This window comes from Pseudomonas sp. GW821-FHT07B01 (assembly GCF_059419065.1).
On record NZ_JBWKRA010000020.1, the window covers coordinates 23,391 to 45,541 of the forward strand.

19 protein-coding genes are annotated in these 22,151 nt (G+C 59.9%); 17 read left to right on the top strand and 2 right to left on the bottom strand.

Annotated features, from left to right (window positions below; genetic code table 11):
- Positions 1-8 precede the first annotated feature (8 nt).
- The 12 genes from tssE to AC07S6_RS20405 all read left to right on the top strand — a co-directional run bounded on the left by tssE (position 9) and on the right by AC07S6_RS20405 (position 13,762).
- Positions 9-410: a type VI secretion system baseplate subunit TssE gene (gene tssE, locus AC07S6_RS20350; RefSeq protein ID WP_034126372.1), complete on the top strand. Its 402-nt coding sequence runs from the start codon at positions 9-11 to the stop codon at positions 408-410.
- Positions 400-2,187: a type VI secretion system baseplate subunit TssF gene (gene tssF / locus AC07S6_RS20355; protein ID WP_495112899.1), complete on the top strand. Its 1,788-nt coding sequence runs from the start codon at positions 400-402 to the stop codon at positions 2,185-2,187. Before tssE ends, tssF begins: the two co-directional genes overlap by 11 nt.
- Entirely contained in the window at positions 2,151-3,176 is a 1,026-nt protein-coding gene (tssG, locus tag AC07S6_RS20360; protein WP_495112900.1) for a type VI secretion system baseplate subunit TssG, read from the top strand. Before tssF ends, tssG begins: the two co-directional genes overlap by 37 nt.
- Positions 3,177-3,259: 83 nt before the next feature.
- Positions 3,260-4,789 carry a sigma-54-dependent Fis family transcriptional regulator gene (locus tag AC07S6_RS20365; protein WP_495112901.1) on the top strand — a complete coding sequence of 510 codons (1,530 nt, stop codon included), beginning with the start codon at positions 3,260-3,262 and terminating at the stop codon, positions 4,787-4,789.
- A 35-nt stretch (positions 4,790-4,824) separates the two neighbouring features.
- Positions 4,825-4,956 (top strand): hypothetical protein, encoded by a 132-nt coding sequence (locus AC07S6_RS20370; RefSeq protein ID WP_034126102.1) that lies wholly within the window; start codon positions 4,825-4,827, stop codon positions 4,954-4,956.
- Between the two features lie 10 nt (positions 4,957-4,966).
- A complete protein-coding gene (tagH, locus tag AC07S6_RS20375) occupies positions 4,967-6,160 on the top strand; it encodes a type VI secretion system-associated FHA domain protein TagH (protein WP_495112902.1) in 1,194 nt (397 codons plus the stop codon).
- 5 nt (positions 6,161-6,165) lie between these two features.
- Positions 6,166-6,651 carry a type VI secretion system lipoprotein TssJ gene (gene tssJ, locus AC07S6_RS20380; protein ID WP_198862091.1) on the top strand — a complete coding sequence of 162 codons (486 nt, stop codon included), beginning with the start codon at positions 6,166-6,168 and terminating at the stop codon, positions 6,649-6,651.
- A gap of 1 nt (position 6,652) precedes the next feature.
- Positions 6,653-7,981, top strand: a complete 1,329-nt coding sequence (gene tssK, locus AC07S6_RS20385) for a type VI secretion system baseplate subunit TssK (RefSeq protein WP_495112903.1) — start codon at positions 6,653-6,655, stop codon at positions 7,979-7,981.
- A gap of 5 nt (positions 7,982-7,986) precedes the next feature.
- Entirely contained in the window at positions 7,987-8,847 is an 861-nt protein-coding gene (icmH, locus tag AC07S6_RS20390; RefSeq protein ID WP_054898533.1) for a type IVB secretion system protein IcmH/DotU, read from the top strand.
- A 15-nt stretch (positions 8,848-8,862) separates the two neighbouring features.
- Complete coding sequence (gene tssM, locus AC07S6_RS20395; protein ID WP_495112904.1) at positions 8,863-12,198, top strand: type VI secretion system membrane subunit TssM; 3,336 nt, start codon at positions 8,863-8,865, stop codon at positions 12,196-12,198.
- A 2-nt stretch (positions 12,199-12,200) separates the two neighbouring features.
- A complete protein-coding gene (locus tag AC07S6_RS20400) occupies positions 12,201-12,923 on the top strand; it encodes a PP2C family protein-serine/threonine phosphatase (RefSeq protein ID WP_490615169.1) in 723 nt (240 codons plus the stop codon).
- Positions 12,920-13,762, top strand: coding sequence for a serine/threonine-protein kinase (locus tag AC07S6_RS20405; RefSeq protein ID WP_495112905.1), 843 nt, complete (start codon positions 12,920-12,922; stop codon positions 13,760-13,762). The genes AC07S6_RS20400 and AC07S6_RS20405 overlap by 4 nt, the downstream gene beginning before the upstream one ends.
- 8 nt (positions 13,763-13,770) lie before the next feature.
- Here AC07S6_RS20405 and AC07S6_RS20410 read toward each other — a convergent pair whose 3' ends face one another.
- On the bottom strand, positions 13,771-14,100 hold the full coding sequence (locus tag AC07S6_RS20410) for a DUF6388 family protein (RefSeq protein ID WP_200583055.1): 330 nt from the start codon (positions 14,098-14,100) through the stop codon (positions 13,771-13,773).
- An 11-nt stretch (positions 14,101-14,111) separates the two neighbouring features.
- Complete coding sequence (locus AC07S6_RS20415) at positions 14,112-14,366, bottom strand: hypothetical protein (RefSeq protein ID WP_230032401.1); 255 nt, start codon at positions 14,364-14,366, stop codon at positions 14,112-14,114.
- Between the two features lie 344 nt (positions 14,367-14,710).
- Here AC07S6_RS20415 and AC07S6_RS20420 point away from each other — a divergent pair, with 344 nt between their 5' ends.
- From AC07S6_RS20420 to AC07S6_RS20440, 5 genes are all read left to right on the top strand, one after another.
- Positions 14,711-16,780, top strand: coding sequence for an EAL domain-containing protein (locus tag AC07S6_RS20420; protein WP_495112906.1), 2,070 nt, complete (start codon positions 14,711-14,713; stop codon positions 16,778-16,780).
- A gap of 400 nt (positions 16,781-17,180) precedes the next feature.
- Complete coding sequence (locus AC07S6_RS20425; RefSeq protein ID WP_495112907.1) at positions 17,181-18,176, top strand: HOASN domain-containing protein; 996 nt, start codon at positions 17,181-17,183, stop codon at positions 18,174-18,176.
- A 39-nt stretch (positions 18,177-18,215) separates the two neighbouring features.
- Positions 18,216-19,202: an HOASN domain-containing protein gene (locus AC07S6_RS20430; protein ID WP_060764836.1), complete on the top strand. Its 987-nt coding sequence runs from the start codon at positions 18,216-18,218 to the stop codon at positions 19,200-19,202.
- A gap of 29 nt (positions 19,203-19,231) precedes the next feature.
- Positions 19,232-20,665, top strand: coding sequence for an adenylosuccinate lyase (gene purB, locus AC07S6_RS20435; protein ID WP_197882377.1), 1,434 nt, complete (start codon positions 19,232-19,234; stop codon positions 20,663-20,665).
- A complete protein-coding gene (locus AC07S6_RS20440) occupies positions 20,665-22,113 on the top strand; it encodes a class-II fumarase/aspartase family protein (RefSeq protein WP_495112908.1) in 1,449 nt (482 codons plus the stop codon). Before purB ends, AC07S6_RS20440 begins: the two co-directional genes overlap by 1 nt.
- Positions 22,114-22,151 lie beyond the last annotated feature (38 nt).

Below are 22,151 nucleotides of genomic sequence, written 5' to 3' on the forward strand. Positions count from 1 at the left end.
GCTACGGCATGCCAGAGCACAGCAGCCTTTTCGAACGCCTCGAATGCGGTGCGTCGCCCCCGGAGGGCGGGGCGGCGTCCATTGCTGCCCATCTGGGGAAAATGCTCAGCACTCGCGCGGGTAGTGTCAAGACATTGCCTGATTATGGGCTGCCGGACCTCAATGACATGCGGCTTAGCTTGCATGAGTCCTTGAGCCAGTCGCGTCTACATATCGAGCGCTTTATCCAGGCCTATGAACCGCGGTTGACGAATGCACGTGTCAGGCTGTTGCCGGGTGCGCGTGAATCCCTGGAGTTGGCGTTTGCCATCGAGGCTGAGCGGGCCATTGACGGCATCCTGCAGCCCGTGGTGTTCCACGCCCGCCTCACGGATGCCGGGCGAGTTGAGGTTTTTACCGATGACGCTTGACCGATATTTTCAAAGCGAACTCAGTGCCCTGCGCCAACTGGGCAGGCGTTTTTCAGAGCGCAATCCCGCCCTGGCGCCGTTTCTCGCCGAGGCTGGCCAGGACCCGGATGTCGAACGCTTGCTGGAGGGCTTTGCTTTTTTGACTGCGCGCCTGCGCCAGAAGCTGGATGACGAACTGCCGGAGTTGACGCATTCGTTGATGCACTTGCTCTGGCCTCATTACATGCGGCCGATACCGGCCTTCAGCATCCTGCAATTCGATCCGTTGAAACGCGCTGGTCCCGGTGTTCGAGTGGGTCGGGACACCGCCGTGGAAAGCGCCACCATCCACGGCGAGCGTTGCCGGTTCCGTACATGCTACGCCACCGATGTCATGCCCCTGCAACTCAGTGGCCTGGAATACCGGAGCCAGGGCGAAGGGGCCCGTCTGGATTTGCACCTGAGCATGAGTGTCGCAGGTAACTTCAGCGAGTTGGCATTTGATTCACTGCGCTTGCACCTGGCCGGAGATCCTTATGTCAGTCAGGACCTGTATCTGAACCTGTTGCGTCATCTCGATGGGATCTGCCTGCTGTTACTGGATCACGACGGTATGCCGATCATCGCCAGCGATGGCATGCCCGTGATGCTCCGGCTCGCTGCTGACCAGGTTCGGCCGGTGGGGTTCTCCAAGGAGCAGGCGTTGATTCCTTATCCGCAGAATGCCCTGGGGGGTTATCGACACCTGCAGGAGTACTTTGCTTTTCCCGAGAAGTACCTGTTTGTCGACGTTGAAGGTCTGAGTGTGCTGCACACGCTGTCTCACGAGCTGCTCCGGCAGGCGCATGGCATGGTAATGCGCTTTGAACATCGCACTCACGGCCGTGAAGCTCAGCGCCCCACCCTGGACAACATAAAGTTGTACTGCACGCCCATCGTCAACCTGTTCAAGCAGGATGCGATTCCTATTCGCCTGGATGGAAAGCAGGATGAGTACCTCTTGGTGCCCGGGGAATATACGCCGGGTAATGCCAGCGTCTTTTCCGTGGATCAGGTCACCGGGTGGCGCCCCGGTGGCTTGGGCTATCAAACCTACGTGCCGTTCGAGTCGTTTGAGCATGACTGCGACACTGAGCCCCTGGCGGCACCGCCCAGTTACAGCATTCGCCAACGCTCGTCGGTTCAGCATGCCGGGCTCGATACCTGGATGGGGTTTGGCAACCGCCGCGAACGGGGCCATGAAACCCTCTCGGTCGAACTGACCTGTACTAATTGCAACCTGCCGCGCCAACTGCGTGCGGGTGATATCAATCTGCCGGGCGAGCAGACGCCGGAGTCGTTGACGTTCCGCAACATCACCGCGCCAACGGCGAGCTTCGCACCACCACTGGACCAAGACTATCTGTGGAAGCTCATCAGCAACATGTCGCTCAACTATTTGTCGTTGACCGATATCAATGCCTTGAGAGTGATTCTGGAGTCCTACGATTTGCCGCGTTATTACGATCGCCAGGCGCTGAAGGTCAGCCAGAAAAGACTGGGCGCCTTGCTCTCCATCCGCCAAGAGCCAGTGGATCGCCTGCACCGCGGGCTGCCCATCCGAGGCGTGCGGATCGATCTGACGGTCGATTCCCAGGGCTTTGTTGGCCAGGGCGACCTGTTTGTATTCGCTTGCGTTCTAAATGAGTTTTTTGCGCTTTATGCCAGCCTCAATTCGTATCACGAGTTGCGGGTCATCAGCACACAAGGAGACGTGTATCTATGGCCATCCCAGATGGGACAGCAACCCCAGCTCTGACTCAACTTTGTCGCGTTATCCGTGAGTTCACGTTGTTTCAGGCGGTTCTGCAGGTTATCGAGCATTTGCGCGAGGCCCATCCGCTTTTAGATGACGACGCGCTGTACGACCAGTTGGAATTCCAGGCCAACCCTGGTCTCGGGTTTGCCGCGCACGATATTGACCGGGTGGAGTTCTTTATGGAACAGGGCCAATTGCGCGCACGCCTGCGTCTGAATGTGTTGGGGTTATTCGGTGCGGGGTCACCACTGCCCGCGTTTTATGGTGAGCAGGCATTCGCCGAGCGCTCGGGTGGCAACCCGACTCGGGATTTCCTCGACCTGTTCCACCATCGGCTGCATCGGCTGATGCTACCGATCTGGCGCAAGTACCGCTATCGGGCGTGTTTCCGGGCAGGTGCCAACGATAGGTTTTCCGAGCAGATGTTTGCCTTGATGGGGCTGGGCGCAGCTGCGATACGGGGCGTTTGCCGAGTCGATTGCAAGCGCCTGCTGCCTTACCTTGGCTTGCTGAGTTTACGGGTGCATTCGGCGGCGTTGATCGAGTCGGTCCTGCGTTACTACTTCATGCACGAGGCGTTGTTTCTAGAGCAATGGGTTGCACGTACGGTCGAGGTCTGCCAGACGCAGCGCAATCATCTGGGGCGGGCCAATAGTGCTCTTGGCGATGACCTGGTTCTGGGGCACCGCATCGCTGACCGCAGTGGCAAGTTCAGGGTGCATGTCCGGGCGCTTTGCTGGGAGCGTTTCCACGATTTCCTGCCCACCGGAAGTGCCTACCAACCACTGCGTTCGCTGGTGCGCCTGACCCTGCGGGACCCCTTGGACTACGACCTGAGCCTGATGTTGGCGCAGGGCCAGATCAAGGCCTTGCATATTGGTGAGAACACGGTTTGCCGCCTGGGCTGGACCACTTGGCTGGCGCATGAACAGGCCGATGGCGTGGTCACGCTGACCCACAATTCATCAGGGATTAATGACCATGACTAATGCGGACCTGCAACAACTGATCGGCGCGCTGTCGGCAAGACCGACACAGTGCTGGCCCTGGCGTGTTTCGACGAGTGCAGCCCATGACCGATAACCTGCTTGGTAAAGAGGCCGACCCGCTGGTTTATGTCGACGCGCTGTCTGCCTGTTTCACACGCTTGGGGTTCGAGCGCGATGAACATTCGTTACTTGAAGGATGCGTTACCGGGGCGGCACGGCTGAGCCAGTGTGAGCTCAGCCAATTGTATCTGCTGGACGAAGTGACCGGCCGGCTTGAACTGACCGCTCAACATATGGCCCAGATACCATCGCTCTCCGTTGCGCCTGCGTGTCCCGATCAGTCCCACCAAGGGCTGCTGCACGACACCTTGAACCAGGGCTCTGTCCTGAGTCTGGAGGATGTGCAAGACAGTGGGTATGACACCCGCTTCCTCCCGGCAATGGCGATACCCTGGCGTGCGCTATTGATCGTGCCGCTGCTCAGCCGATGCAAACGTATGACCGGTGTGCTGGTCTTCGCCCGCCAGCAGTCGGTCCAGTTGCGAGGCTACGCCTCATCCTTGGGGCATTTGGGCAGCTTCGCCTTGAATCAGTTACTCGCACTGCGCGATATCCAGCCCATCGTTGGCACAAAGCGCAGATGCGACAAACCGTTGGCTGGAACATATGGCTTGATTGGCACCAGTGCGGCAATGGAGCAGGCGTGCCGGCTGATCAGTAAAGTGCTGCACACGTCTTATACCGTGCTGCTGCACGGTGAGACCGGCACTGGCAAGGAAGTGGTGGCCCGCGCCATCCATGCCGCCGGGCCGCGCAAGGCCAAGGCCTTTGTCGTGCAGAACTGCGCAGCGTTCCCGGAAGGGTTGCTTGAAAGCGAACTGTTCGGCTACCGAAAAGGCGCGTTCACTGGCGCCGAGCGCAATCACGCGGGGCTGTTCGACGCTGCGCATGGCGGTACGTTGCTGCTGGATGAGATCGGCGATATGCCGCTGTCACTGCAAGCCAAGTTGCTGCGGGTATTGCAGGAGGGCGAGGTTCGCCCACTGGGCGCCAGTGCAGCCCATAAGGTTGATGTCCGCATCATTGCTGCCACCCATCGCGACCTCGCGGCGATGGTTGCCGAGGGGCGCTTTCGCGAGGATCTCTATTATCGGCTTGCTCAGTTTCCCATCACTCTACCGGCCCTGCGCGAGCGAGACGGCGATGTACAGCAACTGGCGCGCTATTTCACGGACAAGGTTTGCGAAGCGCTGGAAAGGTCACCTGTCGATTGGTCGAATTCCGCCCTTGATCAACTTTCCAGCCACAGCTTCCCCGGCAACATACGCGAGCTCAAATGCCTGGTGGAGCGCGCCGTGCTGTTGTGTGACGACAGCGTGATCCGACCGGAGCATCTGGCGCTGCCAATGACACTGACGCCAGCCGCTACCGATGAAGCGACCCTGCGCCAGCGCATGGAGCGAGTGGAGCGCACGTTTTTGCTCGATTGCCTGCACAAGAATCGCGGTAATCGCACCCGTACGGCACGGGAGCTAGGGGTTGCCCGGCGTACGCTGCTCTATCGTCTTGCCCGCTTGAACATTCCCTTTGGCGATGCCAGGGAAGAACGTTGAATGACGCACCTTATTTTCACTATGGGAGAAAGCCGATGCCTGATCGTCCATGGCACATCGTCGTGCTTGTACTGTTTTTGCTGGGTGGCTGTAACGCCAACTATGTATTCGATGACGCTGAGTACCATCCTGTGGGTGACCCACAGGCGATCACTCGTGGCCGCTGAATGGAGGGTCATGAAGATGCAGCTTGTGTTTGAGATCTGCGCGCCCGAGAGCGAAAAGAACGTGCCCCTGGTCCGCAAAGTGTTTGACGTGAGTGGTGGCGTGATCGGCCGCGGCTCGGAATGTGATTGGGTAATACCTGACGCCAGCCGCGTGCTCTCCAGCCACCATGGACTGGTCGCCTACCGCGAGGGCCGCTATTTCCTCACGGATATCAGCCGCAACGGAATCAGGGTGGCAGGGAGTCATGAGCGCCTGCGCAAGGGGCACGCGCGATTGATCAGTGATGGCGAAGTGTTCGAGCTGGGAGCGTTGACGATACGTGCGCGCTTGCTGGAGCCACCGCAACCTGCTGGCGGCCTGCAGGCCGCCTCGGCAGTAACGATTCCTGAAGACGCCTTTCTCTCGCTGGGCCCTTCGCATCAGTTGGACCTTGATTGCCGTATGCATGCCTTTTCGCAGGATCTGGAGGCATTGAACGAGTCCGCCGATGAGCAGCAAGTGTGGACGGATCGCCACGGGGCTGACCGGGAGCACGTGGTCTTCCCACGTCGGGAAGAACCCGCGGTAGAGGTTGCTACGGTACAGGCAGCGATGACTGTGCCGACTGATGACGAGTTCTGGCCACAATTTGCAGCAGCCTTGGGCCTGGACCTGAATACGCTCGATCAACCGGGTCGGCAAGCACTGGCGATCAAGGTGGCGCGCTTATTTCGCCTGACTATCGAAGGGTTGCAACAAAGTTTGCGCACCCGTGACGAATTGAATAACGAGTTGGATACAGCGCCGTTCGGCAGCCATGGTGTGGGCCTTAATCCCTTGAAAGCGTGTAGCGACATCGATGCTGCGGTAGCTGCGATGTTGGATATAAGTGCGTTAGGCCAGATGCCCGCTGTACGGGCTATCACCCAGGCTCACCGGGAACTGCAAGCGCATCAGGTCGCACTGTTGGCCGCCTGTCGAAGCACCTTGCGCAACGCCCGTGCGGCCTTTGAGCCCAGCTATCTGTTGGGATGCTTCGAGTCCTCGGGCAAGTCGGTCGGGTTTTTCTCGGATGGTGGGCATTGGCGTGCGTACCAGCGTCATTACCAGCGTCTGGTGGCGCAAGAGCGATTGAATGATCGTCCTTTGGGGGGCGACTTCGCCAAGGCCTATGAGGAGCAGGTGCGCCTGATCTCCAGCCTGCATATTGATTTTCCAGGATAATGCTCATGTACCGAGTCACCCTTGCTTTGCTGTTGCTCATGTTCGGGCTATTGACAGGTTGCAGCGCCGCCTCGCCTTTTTCTAAGCTGACCAAGCTAGACATGGCGCTGACCGCCAGTGAACTCGTCAACCCGGATCTGCATGGCCGCCCCTCGCCAGTTGTGGTGCAGTTGATTGAACTGCGCCAGGGCGTCGCTTTTGAACATGCCGACTTCTTCGGTCTGTATGGCAATGCGCAGCAGACGCTGTCCAAGGACTGGGTAAACAGCGACGAACTTGAATTGCGCCCTGGGGACCGCCTGGAGCTCAAGCTTCGTATCGGACCTGACAGTCGTTTCGTGGGGGTGCTGGCGGCTTATCGAGACCTGCCCAATGTCCAGTGGCGGCTACTGATCCCGCTGACCGTGCAACAACGTAACCGTGCTGATCTGGTATTGGATCAGACCGGTATACGCGTTGCTGGCTCACTCGCCGGCCTGGAGGCGCAGTGACATGCAGGCTCAGAAAGTTATCTGGCAAGAAGGCATGCTGTTGCGGCCACAGCACTTGCAGCACAACGACCGTTATTATCATCAACAACTCACCCAGACGCGCTTGTTGGGCAGTGATACCTGGGGCTTGCTCACGCTGGAACTCAATTTACAGTACCTCAAGCTGGGCAAGCTGGTGGTCAACCAGGCCAGCGGCGTTTTGCCGGACGGTAGCCTGTTTGAGTTGAGCGCCGGCATGGAACCTCTGGTGTTGCAGGTACCCACCGACACGGGCAGACAAGGCGTTTTCCTGGCGCTCCCGTTGGCCAGTGGCAGTCACCTTGAAGTTCGCCAGCCAGGACAGAGTGATGTGCTGGCACGCTACGTCAGCTGCGAAGTGGAAGTGGGAGATGCCAATGCGGGTGTGGATACGCGTTGCCGGATCAACTGCGCACGTCCCGACTTACGTCTTCTGTTGGGCGAACACCCGCATGACGAGCACTTCGTCAAACTCAAGATTGCCCAGGTACTGGACGCCACCGACGAGGGGGGAGTGAACCTGGATACAGCGTTCATCCCTACGTTCATTTTCGTGCAGGAGCATGGGTACGTGGCGTCGTGTCTCAAGGAGGTGATCGGCCTGCTTGTCAGCAGGGGCGATGCCATCGCTGCACGTATTCGTGGCGAGAGCACGAACGCAGGCACACAAATCGCTGACTTCCTGATGCTGCAAGTAATCAATCGTACCGAGCTGGAGCTGCGCCACTGCCTGAGCCAGGCCCGGGTGCGGCCCGAAGCAGTGTTCCGTGCGCTGGTGTCGCTGCTCGGTGAGTTATCAACGTTCGCCAGTGACAGTAAGCGTGCGCAGTTGAACGTTCATTACCAACACGGTAATCAGGGCGCCAGTTTTCGTGGGCTGATGGAGCAGGTGCGCTTGGTGCTGTCTGTGGTGTTGGAGCAACAGGCGATCAAGTTGGCTTTGCAGCCGCGCCAATATGGCGTCCTGGTATGCCCAGTCAGCGAGTTGAAATTGCTTGGTACGGCCACCTTCATTTTGGCGGCCACTGCGCAGTGTGAGGCGCAGGAACTGCGCCAGCGTCTGCCGGCACACCTGAAAGTCGCGCCAGTTGAGCGCATACGTGAATTGGTCAACCTGCACTTGGCCGGTATCAAGGTCACGCCGTTGCCAGTGGCGCCGCGACAGATTCCATTTCACGCCGGCAAGACCTACTTCATGCTCGATATGAGCGCTCGTGATATCGCACAACTGGAGCAGTCAGGTGGTTTCGCTTTCCACGTAGGAGGTGAGTTCACCGGGCTTGAACTTGACTTCTGGGCCATCAGGAATTGAACGCCATGGAAAGTGAATGCACTCAAGATGAAAAAACCGTCTTGCTTGACCGGGAAAGTCATGGGCCTGCCCAAGGACCCTTAACGGACTTCCCGTCGCCGCCGCGTTATGAGCAGTTGGAAGATCGGATGATCTACGCCGGCCTCAGGCTCGATACGCAAAGCTTCCAGGTTGGGCTCAACCCTATAGTCGACGCAGCCTGGGCGGTATTGTCCGAGGTTGTAGGGCTCAGGCGCTGCTCTGGCCGTGAAAGTTGGGACACGCTCAACGAGCGGTTGTCGTTGGCTGTCAATCAATTTGAAACCCACGCTTTGCAGGGCGGCGTGGAAAGCAGCCAGATAATATCGGCGCGTTATGTGTTGTGCAGTGTGATTGACGAGGCGGTCTTGATAACTCCGTGGGGGGCGCAGAGCGAGTGGTCGAAAAAGAGCCTGTTGAGCCGCTTTCATAACGAAACCTTCGGGGGCGAAAAAGTTTTCCAACTGCTGGAGCGGCTGTCGCGCGACCCCCTCAAGCACCTGGCGATGCTGGAGCTTTTGTACCTGTGTCTATCTTTGGGGTTCGAGGGCAAATACCGGGTCATGGAGCGGGGCGCGTCACAACTTGAGGCTGTTCGTGATGCCTTGTATCGCCAGATCAGGCATGTACGTGGGGAACCGCTGAAGGCGCCGCTACTGCCTGCCATACAGGGGAAGGACCCGCACAAGCGGATCCGTGTCATTCCCGTCACCTGGTGTGTGGCATTCACCCTGAGCTGTTTGTTGGCTCTGTATACAGGATTTGCCTGGGTACTGAGCAAGGAACGATCGAATGCACTGCAACCCCTTCAATTCTCGGCGTCGGACCTGATTCGTACGCCCTTGTAAACGCTGGAGCAATGAATGAGCGCATTCTTCAAGAGGATGGGCGCCGTGCTGGGCAGGGTTTGGGTTTGGAGCCTTCTGCTGGCGCTTTCCTGTGCGGCACTCGTGTGGTTTTTAGGGCCGCTGTTGGCAGTGGATGACTATCGTATCTGGCAGGGGACGACTGCTCGCCTGCTTACCATCAGCATCGTGTTTTTACTGTGGGGGCTGGTGATAGCGCTTACGGATACTGGTAGTGCTACCAGGCGCCAAAGGCCCCCGCGTGAGCAGCCGTTGAAGTGGGTCGAGGATGAGCGCCGTCAGGTAAGCGTTCGATTCAAAAACGCTGTGCATCTGCTGAAAACATCCAGCCATTACGGTGTGCATAACGCACGCTGGCGCCATGATCTGCCGTGGTATCTGTTGATTGGCGAGCCAGGCAGTGGCAAAACGCAGTTACTGGCTGCCGCCGGCTTGCCGTTGGCGCTCGACCCTGCCCAAGGGCGACCAATGGGCAGTAGCACTCATTGTGAATGGTACTTTGCCGCCGCAGGCATACTCGTCGACACGCCGGGGCGCTACCTTACCCAGCCTGACAGCTCAGTGGATGCTGCAGGTTGGGCAACCTTGCTCAATCTGCTCAGATGGCGGCGCCGAGTGCGTCCGCTGAATGGTGTAGTGGTGACGCTGTCGGTCGACACGTTGTTGAGCATCAACGAGTACGACCTGGATCATCACGCACGCCGTGTGCACTCACGTTTGCAGGAGATTCAGCAGACGTTGCATGTGGATGTGCCGATCTACCTGGTTTTGACCCAGGCCGATCGGTTGTCGGGATTCGCTGAGTTCTTCGACCTGCCCCACGCAGAGAGTGCTGACAGCTTGCTTGGGCAGCACTTGGACGCCCATGTCGAGGATACTGACACTACGCAGGTTCGCCGGGCGGTCGAGCGATTGTTACAGCGCTTGAATAGTGAGCTGATCGGGCGATTGCACCAGGAGCGCAATGTCGAGCGCCGGGGGCTGATGCTGGGATTCCCCCAGCAGGTGGCACGAATAGGTGAACGCGTGAATCTGTTCGCTGAAATGGCGTTTTCCTCTCATCGCTACCAACCCATCAATGGTCTGCGAGGGATTTTCCTGACCTGCGCCGATGGCCGGCACCCGCGATTTGTGCAGGGCCTGTTCAGCCAGGCAATCTTTGCCGAAGCCGACCTCGCGGGCTTGCAGGCCGAGGAACGACAGCGAATCCGTTGGCGCCAGGGGTTGCAAGCGATGGCCGTAGCCTTGGTTATTGGCGGTGTCGGCGGGCTGTGGTGGCACAGTTATGCCGTCAACCATCAACGACTGGCGCAGTTGGCTGCCCTGGTAGCTCGCCCGCCGCTTGGCTCGCAAGCCAGCGATGACAGCACGGCGCTGTTGGCGCTGTTGGATACGCGGCTGGCGGCGACCCGGGTTTTTCCCAGGTCGGCAGATGTGCGCCTGGTCGAGCACGTTGGGCTGTATCAGGGCGAGCTGAGTCGGCCCAGTGTCGAACACGCCTATGAGCAGGCACTGCACCAGCAATTGCTGCGTTGGATAACCGCCCAACTGGACGAGCAGGTATATGCCAGCCTGGGAGATCGGGACCGGCTATTGGACAATCTGCGCGCGTATTTGATGCTCAACTTGCGCGAGCGCCGTGAGACTGCTTGGCTGGCACAACATATGGCGAGCCTCTGGTCGGAGCGTTTTGCCGGGGACATGTCGACACAGAAGCGCCTGAATGATCACTTTGCGCGGCTGCTTGAGCGTCCGTTTGTCGGGCCGCTCAACGAGGAACGGGTGGCTCAGGCTCGCGAAGCACTGAAGGGCGAGTCATTGGCCGACGTGGTGTATCGGGTACTGCGCGAACAAGCCCGCGACCTGGAACCCTTGCGCCTGGCCGAGGGCAATGTATTCGCTGGTATCGCCCCCTCCGTACCGGGTTTCTATACCAAAAGGTATCTGCAGTACTTTGAGACGCAGGGCCCACGGTTGGTTGACACCATTGCCCGGGATAACTGGGTGCTCGGTGAGGGTACCGACCTGGGCCATCAAGATTTGAGTCGGCTGATGGCGCAATTGCAGCAGCGCTATTTCAGTGAATATGCCGATGCCTGGAGCGATGTTCTCGGCCGTATCACGCTGCAAGAGACCGACAGCCTACGCCAGGACGCCGAGCAGCTCATGAGCCTGACTTCGGCCCAGTCTCCTTTGATTCGGTTGTTGCAACAGTTGCGTGAAAACACGCGTTTGCTGCCAGGTCATGAGCTGCTCGATAAAGCAGTGCAACATCCTGCAGACGTGGCCAAGGCGGCGCTGGTGGCTGGGACTGATGCTGCGCGGCGGGCGCTGCAACAAAAATTCGAGCCTTTGCATCAATTGCTGGATGAGCAGAACAACCCCGGAGCAGAGCTGACCCAGGCTTTGCGTCAGTTGGATGAACTGCACTTGCAACTGACGGCATTGAACCGTGACAGCGCACCCGAGCAGGCAGCCTTCCTGCGTGCCCGGCAGCGTATGGAGGGGCAGCAGGATGTGCTGGGTAGCCTGCGTGATGCCGCTGCGCGTCTGCCGCTACCCGTTGCCGGCTGGCTTGAGGGCCTGGCCGACGAGAGTTGGCGGCATTTGCTGGAGCAGGCCTATGTGCACGTCAACCAACGCTATCAGAGCGATGTGCGTAGCCCTTACGCCAAGGCAATTGGACGACGTTACCCGTTCCATGCCAACGCGAGCAATGACGTAGCCCTTCATGATTTTCAGGAGTTCTTCAAGCCACGAGGGGTGATGGCGCGCTTTTATGAGAACTACCTGCGGCCTTTCATCAGTGTCGACGGCACTCGCTACCGATTGCGTGGGCTGGATGGCCAGAGCTTGCCGGTTTCGCGTTCGCTGTTGGAGCAATTGACAAAAACCCAGGCCATACGCCGCGGTTTTTTTACCGAGGACACGGAGGAGTTATCTGTGCGGTTTACCGTGGCGCCCTACAGCCTGGACCCATCGATCAGTCGTGCGATTCTGCGCGTGGGAGACCAGCAATTGGAATATCGCCACGGTCCCATCGTACCCGTGGCGTTCCGTTGGCCCACCGATGCAGACAATGGGCGCAGCAGTCTCGTCCTGGAGAAAGGCACCGAGCAGCGACCCTTGGGAATCGAGAAGAACACAGGGGCTTGGTCACTGTTCCGGTTTCTGGACCAGCTGCAGAGAGAGCCCGCCAGTGGGCAAAATGCTCAGGTTTTCAAGGCAGACCTCGCCGGCCTGCGCGTCAATTACCTGCTGACCAGCCAACGCACGCCTGTCCCGTTTGATGTGGATACGTGGCGCACCTTTCGCTTGCCGGAGCAACTGTGAAGATGGCAGCCCCCTGGCGCAGCGCTGGTCGTACACAGCAGGGGCAGGCGCGGCTGCGCAACGAGGATGCATTCCTGGACGACCCGCGCCGCAGCTGCTGGGCGGTTGCGGATGGCATGGGCGGGTATCGCAACGGGGATGTCGCCAGCCAATGGGTAATCAGGCAGTTGGCAGCCGTGTCGGCTCAGGGCAACCTCGATCAGCGTATCCAGGCCGTTCGCAGTTGTTTGCAGGGCGTCAACCAAGGGTTGAGGCGTGCATGGACAGAACCTGGCGCACCTGCTGACGCGACGATGGGCAGTACCGTAGTTGCACTGCTGCTGGAGAAAGGCCGGGCGGCTTGTCTCTGGGCGGGAGACAGTCGCTGCTATCTATGGCGCGGGCAGAGTCTCTACCAATTGTCGAAGGACCATTCGTTGCTGCAGCGGCTCATGGACGAGCGTCACCTCAGTGCCGCGCAAGCCCAGGCCTACCCCGATGCCAGGGCCTTGACCCGAGCCGTGGGCGCGGGTTCGCGGTTGCGCCTTGAGGCATTGGAACTCAGTACCCGCCCAGGGGATGTATTTTTATTATGCAGTGATGGTTTGTATCAGGCCCTCAGCCATGTGGACCTGGGACGAGCGTTGAGTATGCAAACGCCCCAGCAGGCAGTGGAACGGCTATTTGCAGGGGCGTTGCGCAGGCCGGTACACGATGACCTGACCGCGGTTGTCGTGCAGCCTTGAGCGTGTCGCCACAAGCCTTGCGTCTGCTGGTTGGGCGTTATCACCTTGAGCATGTCTTGGGCAGAGGGGGTATGGGCGTTGTGTACCGTGCGCGCGACCTGCTGCACGAGCAATTAGGCGAGCGCTGTTCGAACGTGGCGCTCAAGCTGGTGGACGAATCCATTTCCCAATGTCCCGATGCGCATGTGTTGTTGTACAACGAATTTGCGTTGACCCGAAGCCTGCGGCACGACCGCGTGGTACGGACGTTCTCGTTCGAAGTCGACACACACAGCCAGGTCGCGTTCTTCACCATGGAGTTGTTGCAGGGGCTGACCCTGGACCGTCTGCTGCTGGAATGCCCTTATGGGTTGCCCTGGCGCGAACTGCAACCCATCGCCGTGCAGTTGCTGGATGCCTTGGTCTACACCCACCAGCAAAACGTGCTGCACGGTGACGTCAAACCAGCCAATGTCATGGTGGGCGAGGAGGGCGTGCGCTTGTTCGACTTTGGGCTGGGCCATGCCGCCGGGCAGGCTGGGGTGGGTTTGCCGAGTGTCAGCCGCAGTCGTTTCAATGCCTGGACACCTGCCTACGCAGCCCCGGAACTGTTGGCCGGCGGGGCGTTGACCGCGGCCGCCGACTTGTACGGCGTGGCCTGCATCCTATACGAACTGGCCCATGGCAAGCGTGTTGGCGAACGTTGCGCAATGGACCGACTGTCCCGGCCTGCGCAGTTGCCCAGGCATTGCTGGGCGGCGTTACAGGCTGCGCTCGCGGTGGACCCGCAGCACCGAAGCATAACGGTCGCCGAGTTGCGCCAAGTCCTGGGGCGCAACCGGCCACGCTGGCGCTTGTAGGGTAGAGGTCAAACGGCCAAGCCGTGCAACTGGCAGTACTCCAGCCAGTCCATGCCCGCCATCTGTGCGACTTCTTTATGCACTTCACGGCGCTGGGCCTCGAAGGCTTCGGTGGAATCGGCCGTCAGCTTGAGGGTCAATTCCCAGGCGAACAGCTGTTGCTGTTCAGCGTGTGCCTCGAAAGCCTCATGCAGGCGTTCAGCGCGATACTGCGCCAGGGTTTCGCCCCTGGCCTGGGCTACCAGCGGGTTAAGACTGTCCAGCTCGGCAGCGACCTGCGGTTGTTCGCGCAGAAACCTGTCCAGTGCAAGCTGATAAGTATCGTTAGGCGTCGACACAGATAGACACCTTAACGAGAAGGATGAGAGCTGCTATCGGACGTGCGTGCGTTGAGGTGATGGCGGGCACGCTTGCGCGACCTGCGTCGCATCCAGTTCTGCAACGGCGCCAGCAAGAAAAACATCAGATAGGCGATCAGCACCAGCGTCAGGTCTACCCAGGTTTCAGCCACAGGCCCGGTAAACAATTCAATGACGTTCTTGATCACAAACAGCAACACCACGCTGCACAACCACAGCACAATGGTGACGAATAGAGGACGCATGTTACTTGAGCGCTTGTCTTGCATAGTGAGGTTCTCTCCTTTGGCCTGTTGTCGTTCCAGGCAAGATTCCCTGAGTGCGTACCCATTATCAGACAGGTTGTAACATCGTTTAACACGCACAAACCGTGCGGATGATACCGACTCAGACAGCCTTAGGGGATGATTCAAGTCAGAAAGTTCGTTAAATCTGTAGGGAATTATCCTGGCAGCCCGGCATTCACTGGTAAAAAGCCGGGCTGGGACGGGGATAAAGGCTTTCGCTTCGGCTATCAGGGCGTGTAGCGTTAGCGGTGTTTCCGGCCGCTGATCTTCAGCGGCAGTCGGTGACAGGCAGAGGACGGCCCATGGCGCACACCCTGTTCAAACTTTTCCTGACCCAGCGCCTGGCGGTCCTGGCCAGCACGGAGTCGTTGCGTGCGATTCGTGAGGGGCTGCTGTGGATTCTGCCGTGCCTGTTGGTGTCCGCCGGCTTCCTGATTCTGTCCGAATGCGCCCTGGCGCTGGGGTTCGATCCCCAAGTGGTGAGTTTCCTGGCGGGGTTGCATAAACAGATCAGTTCGGTGATCCCACTGCTGGTCGCGGCCTCCATCGGTTATATGTTGGCGATTCAACACCGTCTGCCACAGCTGCCGGTTGCCTTCCTGTGCCTGGCCCATGTGGTGGTCGCCACCTTCGTGCTGCGTGATTACCCGCGTGCTTCGGCCACGTTCCTGCTGTTTATTGCCATTGCTTCGCCCTTGATCAATGTGCCTGCCATTGCCTGGCTGCACCGCTTTCGCTGGACACGCCTGGTCAACCAAGACCTGGTCGGCCATAACCTCAAGGGCACCATCAACATGGTGATACCCGGCGCACTCACGGCCTTGTCGTTGGTGACGGTGTTGTCGTTGCTGCTGTTGATCCCCCATGTGGCGCAAATCCAGGGGCCGCAGGTGCTTGATGCGTTGCAGACGCCTTACGGCAGCGGGTTGTTTGTGACACTGATGAATTCGCTGCTGTGGTTCTTCGGCATTCACGGCGTGTATGCCATGCAGCCGCTATTCGATGCCCTGGACCAGGCCGTGGCGCTCAATGGCGCAGCGTTGGCGGCGGGGGAGCCGGTGCTGTACTTGCTCAATAACGGCTTGCTGGGCAGTTTTGCGTTTATCGGTGGTTCGGGGGCAACCTTATGCCTGCTGCTGGCGATCCTGCTGTTTTCCAAAAGCCAGTCCATGCGCTTGCTGGCGGTAGCGAGTTTGCCGTTGTCGTTATTCAATGTCAGCGAGGTGCTGTTGTTCGGTTTGCCGATCATCCTCAACCCGCGCCTGTTTATACCGTTTCTCTTGGTACCGGCGTTCAACGCGATGGTGGCGTTGATGGTGGTACAACTGGGCTGGGTGTCGCCGGCGGTGGCCAGCGTGCCGTTTACCGCCCCGGTGCTGCTCAATGCATACCTCAGCACCCACGGCGACGTGGCGGCGGTGGTGTTGCAGATCGTTCTGCTGGGGGCCGGCACGCTGGTGTATGCGCCCTACGTGAGAGCGATTCATCGCCAGTCCAGCGATGGCGGCACGGTGTATCTCAAATCTTTGGACATGACGTTTCGCGGCCTTGAGGAAAAAGGCCGTCTGCTAGAGTTCGACCCGGTGCTGGCCACCCACCAGACATTGGCCCGCCAGGCCGCTGAGTTGAACCGCATCCAGCAGATCAGCGATTACGAGTTCTATCTTGAGTTTCAACCCCAGGTCTCCACCCGTACCGGTTTATGCACCGGGTGCGAGGCGCTGATGCGCGCCCGGGACAGCCAGGGCACGGTGCATTCGCCGTGGGAGTTCCTGCAATGGCTGGCGCACGCCAGGCTGATGCCGGACGTGGATGTGTGGGTGGCATCCCAGGCCGTGCGCCAGTATCAGAAATGGCAGAAGGTGGGTTTTGAACTGCCGATGACCATCAATATTTCCAGCACCACACTAAAGGATGCCGCCTATGGCGACCGCCTGGTGGAAATTCTTGGCCAGGCCCGTGGGCAAGTTTCAGTGGAAATTACCGAAGACGCGCTGGTCAGCGACATCCCGGCCACCCGCCAGACCATCCAGAAGTTGCAGGCTATGGGGGCCAAGGTCTATCTGGATGATTTTGGCACTGGGTTTTCTGCGTTGAGCTATCTGCACCAGTTTCCTGTGGATTTCATCAAGATCGACCGTAGTTTTGTGGTTGCCCAGCGCGACCCTAAAGGCGCCCAGGTGCTCACCGGTATGTTGCGGTTCTGCGAGGCCTTGGACCTGGGCGTGGTAGTGGAAGGGGTCGAGACGGCTGAGCAATTGGCCTTTTTGAGTAACGGGCCTGAGTTGTTTATCCAGGGCTGGTATTTCAGCAAGGCACTGCCTGGGGATCAGTTGCCGCGCTTTGTGCTTGAGCGCAGGGCGTTGGTCTGATGGCCGACCCTTATCTACCTGGCACCCCGATCCAACCGTGGGAGCTGGCTCGCCGGCGATGACCATAGGTACCTACACAACTTTGGTACGACGCTGGACCTGTGGCGAGGGAGCTTGCTCCCGTGACGGACTGACAGCCGACGCTGATCTAACTGGCGCACCGCGATCTAACTGTGAGAGCTGGCTTGCCTGCGAAGACGGCCTGACAGCCGATACAGTTGGATCGTGTACATATCCATTCTTGCGGTAACGGCTACTTGGGGCTCCGCCCTGACGCCATCACCTCCCGTCGCCAAGCCTTGAAAGAATTTTCCTACAGGTGTTGACCTTGCCACTACGGGAACCTTTAGGCTTTTTTCCGAGTATGCCCAACCACAAAAACAAGATTCAGGGGTTATCAATGGATACTGCTGCCCTGCAACAACGCTCGGATTCCGATCTGTTCACCACCGCTTCGCGGCTGATGACGAATGCCTTGGAACCCGGCGCCCACTACACCCAGGTCACCCGCGCGCTGGAAGCGCTGCTCGCACTGACTCGACAAGGCCTGGCGGGAGACGCTGACGCCTACGCGCACTACCAGTCAGCCCTGCTGCAACTGCATATTCCAGGTGACCCGCGCACCGAGCCGACCCGGCGCTGGATGGCCAGCGAGGTCTACCGCGTCGAAGATGAGTTCGCCGCCGACGTGCCGGGCTTCACCGCGTTGCCGGTGGACGAGTTCCGTCAACAGGTCGACGCTGAAATCGCCGCACGTAGCCGGGTCAACCACCCGATGTCGGTGCACCTGTTCCAAGGTACGCCGCCGGTGCAGGATGTGCGCTTCTTCCTGGAGCATCACTGGACCCGTTCCTACAACTTCTACAGCCTGCTGGCCGAACTGGCCTTTCGCTTCGAAGCCATCGAGGACGCCTCGGTGTTTTACCGCAACCTGTACGGCGAAGCTGGGGCTGAGACACCGGAGCGTTCGCACCCGGCGATGCTCGCCCATCTGATGGAGTATTTCGATATTCCGCTGGCCATCGACTTCCCCGCGTTGCATCCGCTGGAAAAGGCCTACCTGAATAATCGCATTCGCTGTGTGCGCCACACGGATGTCGCCTGGGGCCTTGCGCTGCTGTATGCGGTCGAGTCTGTCAGTTGCGTCAACCATCGGCGCATCTACGAGCTGTTGCAGCGCCTCGACGTTCCAGAGCAGCCCAGCGAATTCCACCGCTTGCATGGCACCCAGGATGAAATCGACACCGAGGAAATGTGGGCACTGATTGCCAAGTTTGCCAGCGAGGAGGGCTTTCAGCGCACGTTCATGCGCGCACTCAAGCGCCACTTCGAAATCAACAAGGCCTACTTCGACAGCCTGTGGCAGCAGATGCAGGCCCAACGCCTGTCTGCCTGAACGACCTGCGATCCGAAAACAAAAATAATGGAGCACATGATGAGCCCACGTAATTTTTCCCTGCCGCAATTGCAGAATATTCACACGGCCGAAGCCCGTCTGTTGGCGGAAGCCTTGAAGCCGGACGCGACGTTCAATCGCATCGAAATTGCCGCCAATATGCTGCGCGCCCTGTGCGAGACCGGCCAACGTGGCGACGCCGCAAATGCAGCGCAGTGCCAGCAATTGCTGTACATCCTGTCGCTGAGCGATGACGTGGCCACCGCCTCGACCCGGCGCTGGCTGGCCAATGCCGTCTATAGCGTGCAAGAGCGTTTCATGCCGTCAGCCGACCTGGCATCACCCTTGTCCGAGGCCGGTTTCCAGCAACGCCTGGAAGAGCAGATTGCCGCGCAGTCGCGGGAAAACCATCCGATGTCGCAGTATGTGTTTGAAGGCAAAGCCTCTCGCGAGCAACTGCAGGTGTTTTTGCGCCATCAATGGTTCCGCACGTACCGCCTGTACCGGGATGCCGCCGACCTGCTGGTCAACCTGACCGATGTGGACGAGGCGGCCGCCCTGGCGCGTTATCTCTACGGCGAGTTGGGCGAAGAAGACGAGCGGCGCTCCCACCCCCGCCTGTTAGCCAAGCTGCTTGCCGCCGTGGGCCTGAATGCCGATTTCGAGGCGCTCTCGACGATGCCCGAGGAAATCGCCTACCTCAACAACCGCGCACGCTGTTTCCGCAACCCCGATGTCGGCTGGGGCCTGGCGGTGTTCTACATCACCGAACTGGTGGTGCCGGGCAACCACGGCAAGCTGTACAACGCCCTGCGCAACGCGGGCTTGAGCCAGGATGATGCGGAGTACTACGAAGTGCATATCAGCCTGGTGCCGCCGCGGGCCAAGCGGGAGTGGGCGCTGATCTCACGGCGTATTCCGGACCTGGGGTTCCAGAATGCGTTCCTGACGTCTTTGGCCGAGCACTTCCGGCTGGAGCGGGCTTATTACGATGCAGTCTGGGAAGAAGTACAACGCGTGAAGTAGCCCTCCCTGGACAAGCCGAGTAACCCGACATGCCAAGTCATATCACTGAATCCCGTATCCACGGGGGCGCTTACTCGTCCCCGGAATTTGCTGCGATCTTCTCTGATGCCAATCAGGTGCAGAAGTGGCTCGATGTTGAAACAGCACTGGCGGCGACCCAGGCGCAGATGGGCCTCATCCCCCACGAGGCCGCCCGGGAGATTGCCCGGGTAGCCAGCGTGGAACTGCTGGACCTCGACTCGTTGGGGCGCGAGGGCCTGGAAACCGGGCACATCCTGGTGCCGACCCTGCGCGCCTTGCAGGGGTTATGCGCCGATGGGCTGGGCGAATACGTGCATTACGGCGTGACCACCCAGGACATCCTCGACACCGGGCTGATCCTGCAAATCCGCGATGCCTGGGGCCTGGTAGTGCAGCGTTTGCGCGGGATCCGCGGGCATCTGCTCACGCTCGCCCTGCGCCATAAGCACACGCCGATGGTCGCCAGGACCCATGGTCAACACGCATTGCCCACCACGTTCGGCTACAAGGTGGCGGTGTGGGTCGATGAGATTGATCGACACCTTGAACGCTTTGAAGAAGCCTACGCCCGGGTGATGGTCGGCAACCTGACCGGCGCCGTGGGCACCCTGGCCGGGCTTGGCCCGCACGGTCTGGAAGTGCAGCGCCGCAGCCTGGAAAGCCTCGGCCTGTCGGCACCGTTGAGCAGTTGGCACAGCGCCCGCGACCGCATCCTGGAAGCAGCGTGGTTGCTGGTGCAGGCGTCGGCGACGTTGGGTCGTGTCGCCAATGAGATCTACCACCTGCAGCGCACCGAGATCGACGAAGTGCGCGAGGGGCGGCGAGCCGGGCAAGTGGGAAGTAGCACCATGCCCCACAAGCAAAACCCATCGACGGTGGACCTGATCAGCGCGCTGTCACGGCTGGTGCGTGCGCAGATGGTTGCGCTGACCGATGCGGCTTTCCAGATGCACGAGCGTGACGGCACCACCTGGCGCATCGAATGGGCGGCCTTACCCGAGCTGTTCATTTACGCCGGTGCGTTGCTCGCTCGTATGGAAGGCTTGCTGCTGGCGGGGTTGGAGGTGCGTGAAGCGCGCATGCGCAGCAACCTGGACTTGTTGGGCGGGCTGATCCTGTCGGAGCGCGTCATGCTTGCGCTGGCGCCTCGGTGTGGCAAGCAGACGGCCCATCACCTGGTGCACGACATCGCCCAGCAGGCCCAAGACGCGGGCGTTTGCTTTCGCGACGCGCTGCTTGGCGACCCTCGGCTGCGCGGTTGTTTCAGCGCGCAAATGCTCGATGACTTGCTTGACCCGACGGCCTACACAGGGCTGGCGGCCGAAATGGTCGATCTGGTGGCAACTAAAGCACGACCTCGCGCTTCAGGCGATGGCGCTGAAGCACTGATGGCAACCCAAGGCAATACCAATCAGTCCCTGTACGCTACGGAGGGTATGTGATGGATGCGCAAACTTTGGAAACGACAGCCCGTGCGTCTTGCACCGCACGTTCGGACCACCCGGGCTTTGATCATGACGGCGAGCAATGCCGCCACGAACACAGCCACATCCTCGATTCGAAAACCCACGGTTCGGGTTATGCCGGCCCGCAGAGCCGCAAGATTTTTTGCAGTCATTGTCGCCTGCAACGCTGGCTGGACGTGGAAGCCGCGCTGGCCATGGCGCAGGCCGATGTCAACATCATCCCGCGCGAGGCGGCCCTGGAGATCGAAAAGGCCGCGTTGCTATCGGGCATCAATGTGCGCCAACTGGCCGAGGGTGTGGCTGCCACTGGGCATTCGCTGATGCCATTGCTGAGCGCCCTGCAAAAGAATTGTAGCCCCAGTGCCCGTGAATACGTGCATTACGGCGCTACCACCCAAGACATCCAGGACACCGCCCAATCCCTGGAGATGCGCGATGTTCTTGATGCGATGGATCAGGCCCTGGAGACTTTGCTGGGCAAGTTGTCGACCCTGGCCGATGCGCACCGTGACTCGCTGATGGTCGCCAGGACCCACTCGATTCCCGCTTTGCCGACCACCTTCGGGCTGAAGGTCGCCGGCTGGATCGATGAGCTGTTGCGCCACCGGCAGCGCTTGGCCGAAGCCCGCCAGCGTGTACTGGTGGTGCAGCTGTTCGGCGGAGTCGGCACCATGGCGGCGTTCGGCCCGGACGCCATGCCCATGCTGGAGCGTTTTGCCCAGCGCTTGTCGCTGCAAGTGCCCCTGACGGGCTGGCATGTGTCCCGTGACCGCGTTGCGGAGTTCGTCAGCACCCTGGCCATGGTCACCGCCTCGCTGGCCCGCGTAGCCGATGAAATCCGTACGCTCAATCGTTGGGAAATCGCTGAAGTGGAAGTGGGCTGGAGCGACCAGCAGATCGGCAGCAGCACCATGCCGCACAAACGCAACCCCGAAGGCTGCGAGCAGGTGGTGGTGTTGGCACGGCTGGCCAAGGCCCAGGTCATGCTCGCGCTGGACGCGATGATTCTTGAGCATGAACGCGATTACCGCGGTACGCGGTTGGAGTGGTGCGCGGTCGCGGACGTTTCCCACTATGCGCTGATGGCGCTCTCGATTCTGACCGAGACCATCGAGGGGCTCACCGTGAATGTGCAGAAGATGGAAAGCACCGCCCAGGCCTATGGCGATGCCATCTGCACCGAAGCGGTGGTGTTCGAAATGGCGCGCAAGCTGGGCAAGAGCAGCGCCTACCAGATCATCTTCGAAGTGTCCCAGGCCAGCCAGCGCAATCACGTGTCGATCCGCGAGGCAATCGAGGCCGATGCGCGGGTGCTTGCGGTCATGAATGATGGCGCCCTGGCCCGGCTGTTCGAGCCCCGGACTCACTTGGGCATGTCCGAACGCATCGTTGACAACGTGCTGGCCAAACTCGCTGGCCACTAACCATTGATCTCTGAACAGATTCGCAAATTCATCAAGGA

Bases quoted from the DNA above. Each gene is read 5' to 3' on its own strand.
- tssE (WP_034126372.1), top strand. From the start codon at position 9: ATGCCAGAGCACAGCAGCCTTTTCGAACGCCTCGAATGCGGTGCGTCG.
- tssF (WP_495112899.1), top strand. From the start codon at position 400: ATGACGCTTGACCGATATTTTCAAAGCGAACTCAGTGCCCTGCGCCAA.
- tssG (WP_495112900.1), top strand. From the start codon at position 2,151: ATGGCCATCCCAGATGGGACAGCAACCCCAGCTCTGACTCAACTTTGT.
- AC07S6_RS20365 (WP_495112901.1), top strand. From the start codon at position 3,260: ATGACCGATAACCTGCTTGGTAAAGAGGCCGACCCGCTGGTTTATGTC.
- AC07S6_RS20370 (WP_034126102.1), top strand. From the start codon at position 4,825: ATGCCTGATCGTCCATGGCACATCGTCGTGCTTGTACTGTTTTTGCTG.
- tagH (WP_495112902.1), top strand. From the start codon at position 4,967: ATGAAGATGCAGCTTGTGTTTGAGATCTGCGCGCCCGAGAGCGAAAAG.
- tssJ (WP_198862091.1), top strand. From the start codon at position 6,166: ATGTACCGAGTCACCCTTGCTTTGCTGTTGCTCATGTTCGGGCTATTG.
- tssK (WP_495112903.1), top strand. From the start codon at position 6,653: ATGCAGGCTCAGAAAGTTATCTGGCAAGAAGGCATGCTGTTGCGGCCA.
- icmH (WP_054898533.1), top strand. From the start codon at position 7,987: ATGGAAAGTGAATGCACTCAAGATGAAAAAACCGTCTTGCTTGACCGG.
- tssM (WP_495112904.1), top strand. From the start codon at position 8,863: ATGAGCGCATTCTTCAAGAGGATGGGCGCCGTGCTGGGCAGGGTTTGG.
- AC07S6_RS20400 (WP_490615169.1), top strand. From the start codon at position 12,201: ATGGCAGCCCCCTGGCGCAGCGCTGGTCGTACACAGCAGGGGCAGGCG.
- AC07S6_RS20415 (WP_230032401.1), bottom strand. From the start codon at position 14,366: ATGCGTCCTCTATTCGTCACCATTGTGCTGTGGTTGTGCAGCGTGGTG.
- AC07S6_RS20420 (WP_495112906.1), top strand. From the start codon at position 14,711: ATGGCGCACACCCTGTTCAAACTTTTCCTGACCCAGCGCCTGGCGGTC.
- AC07S6_RS20425 (WP_495112907.1), top strand. From the start codon at position 17,181: ATGGATACTGCTGCCCTGCAACAACGCTCGGATTCCGATCTGTTCACC.
- AC07S6_RS20430 (WP_060764836.1), top strand. From the start codon at position 18,216: ATGAGCCCACGTAATTTTTCCCTGCCGCAATTGCAGAATATTCACACG.
- purB (WP_197882377.1), top strand. From the start codon at position 19,232: ATGCCAAGTCATATCACTGAATCCCGTATCCACGGGGGCGCTTACTCG.
- AC07S6_RS20440 (WP_495112908.1), top strand. From the start codon at position 20,665: ATGGATGCGCAAACTTTGGAAACGACAGCCCGTGCGTCTTGCACCGCA.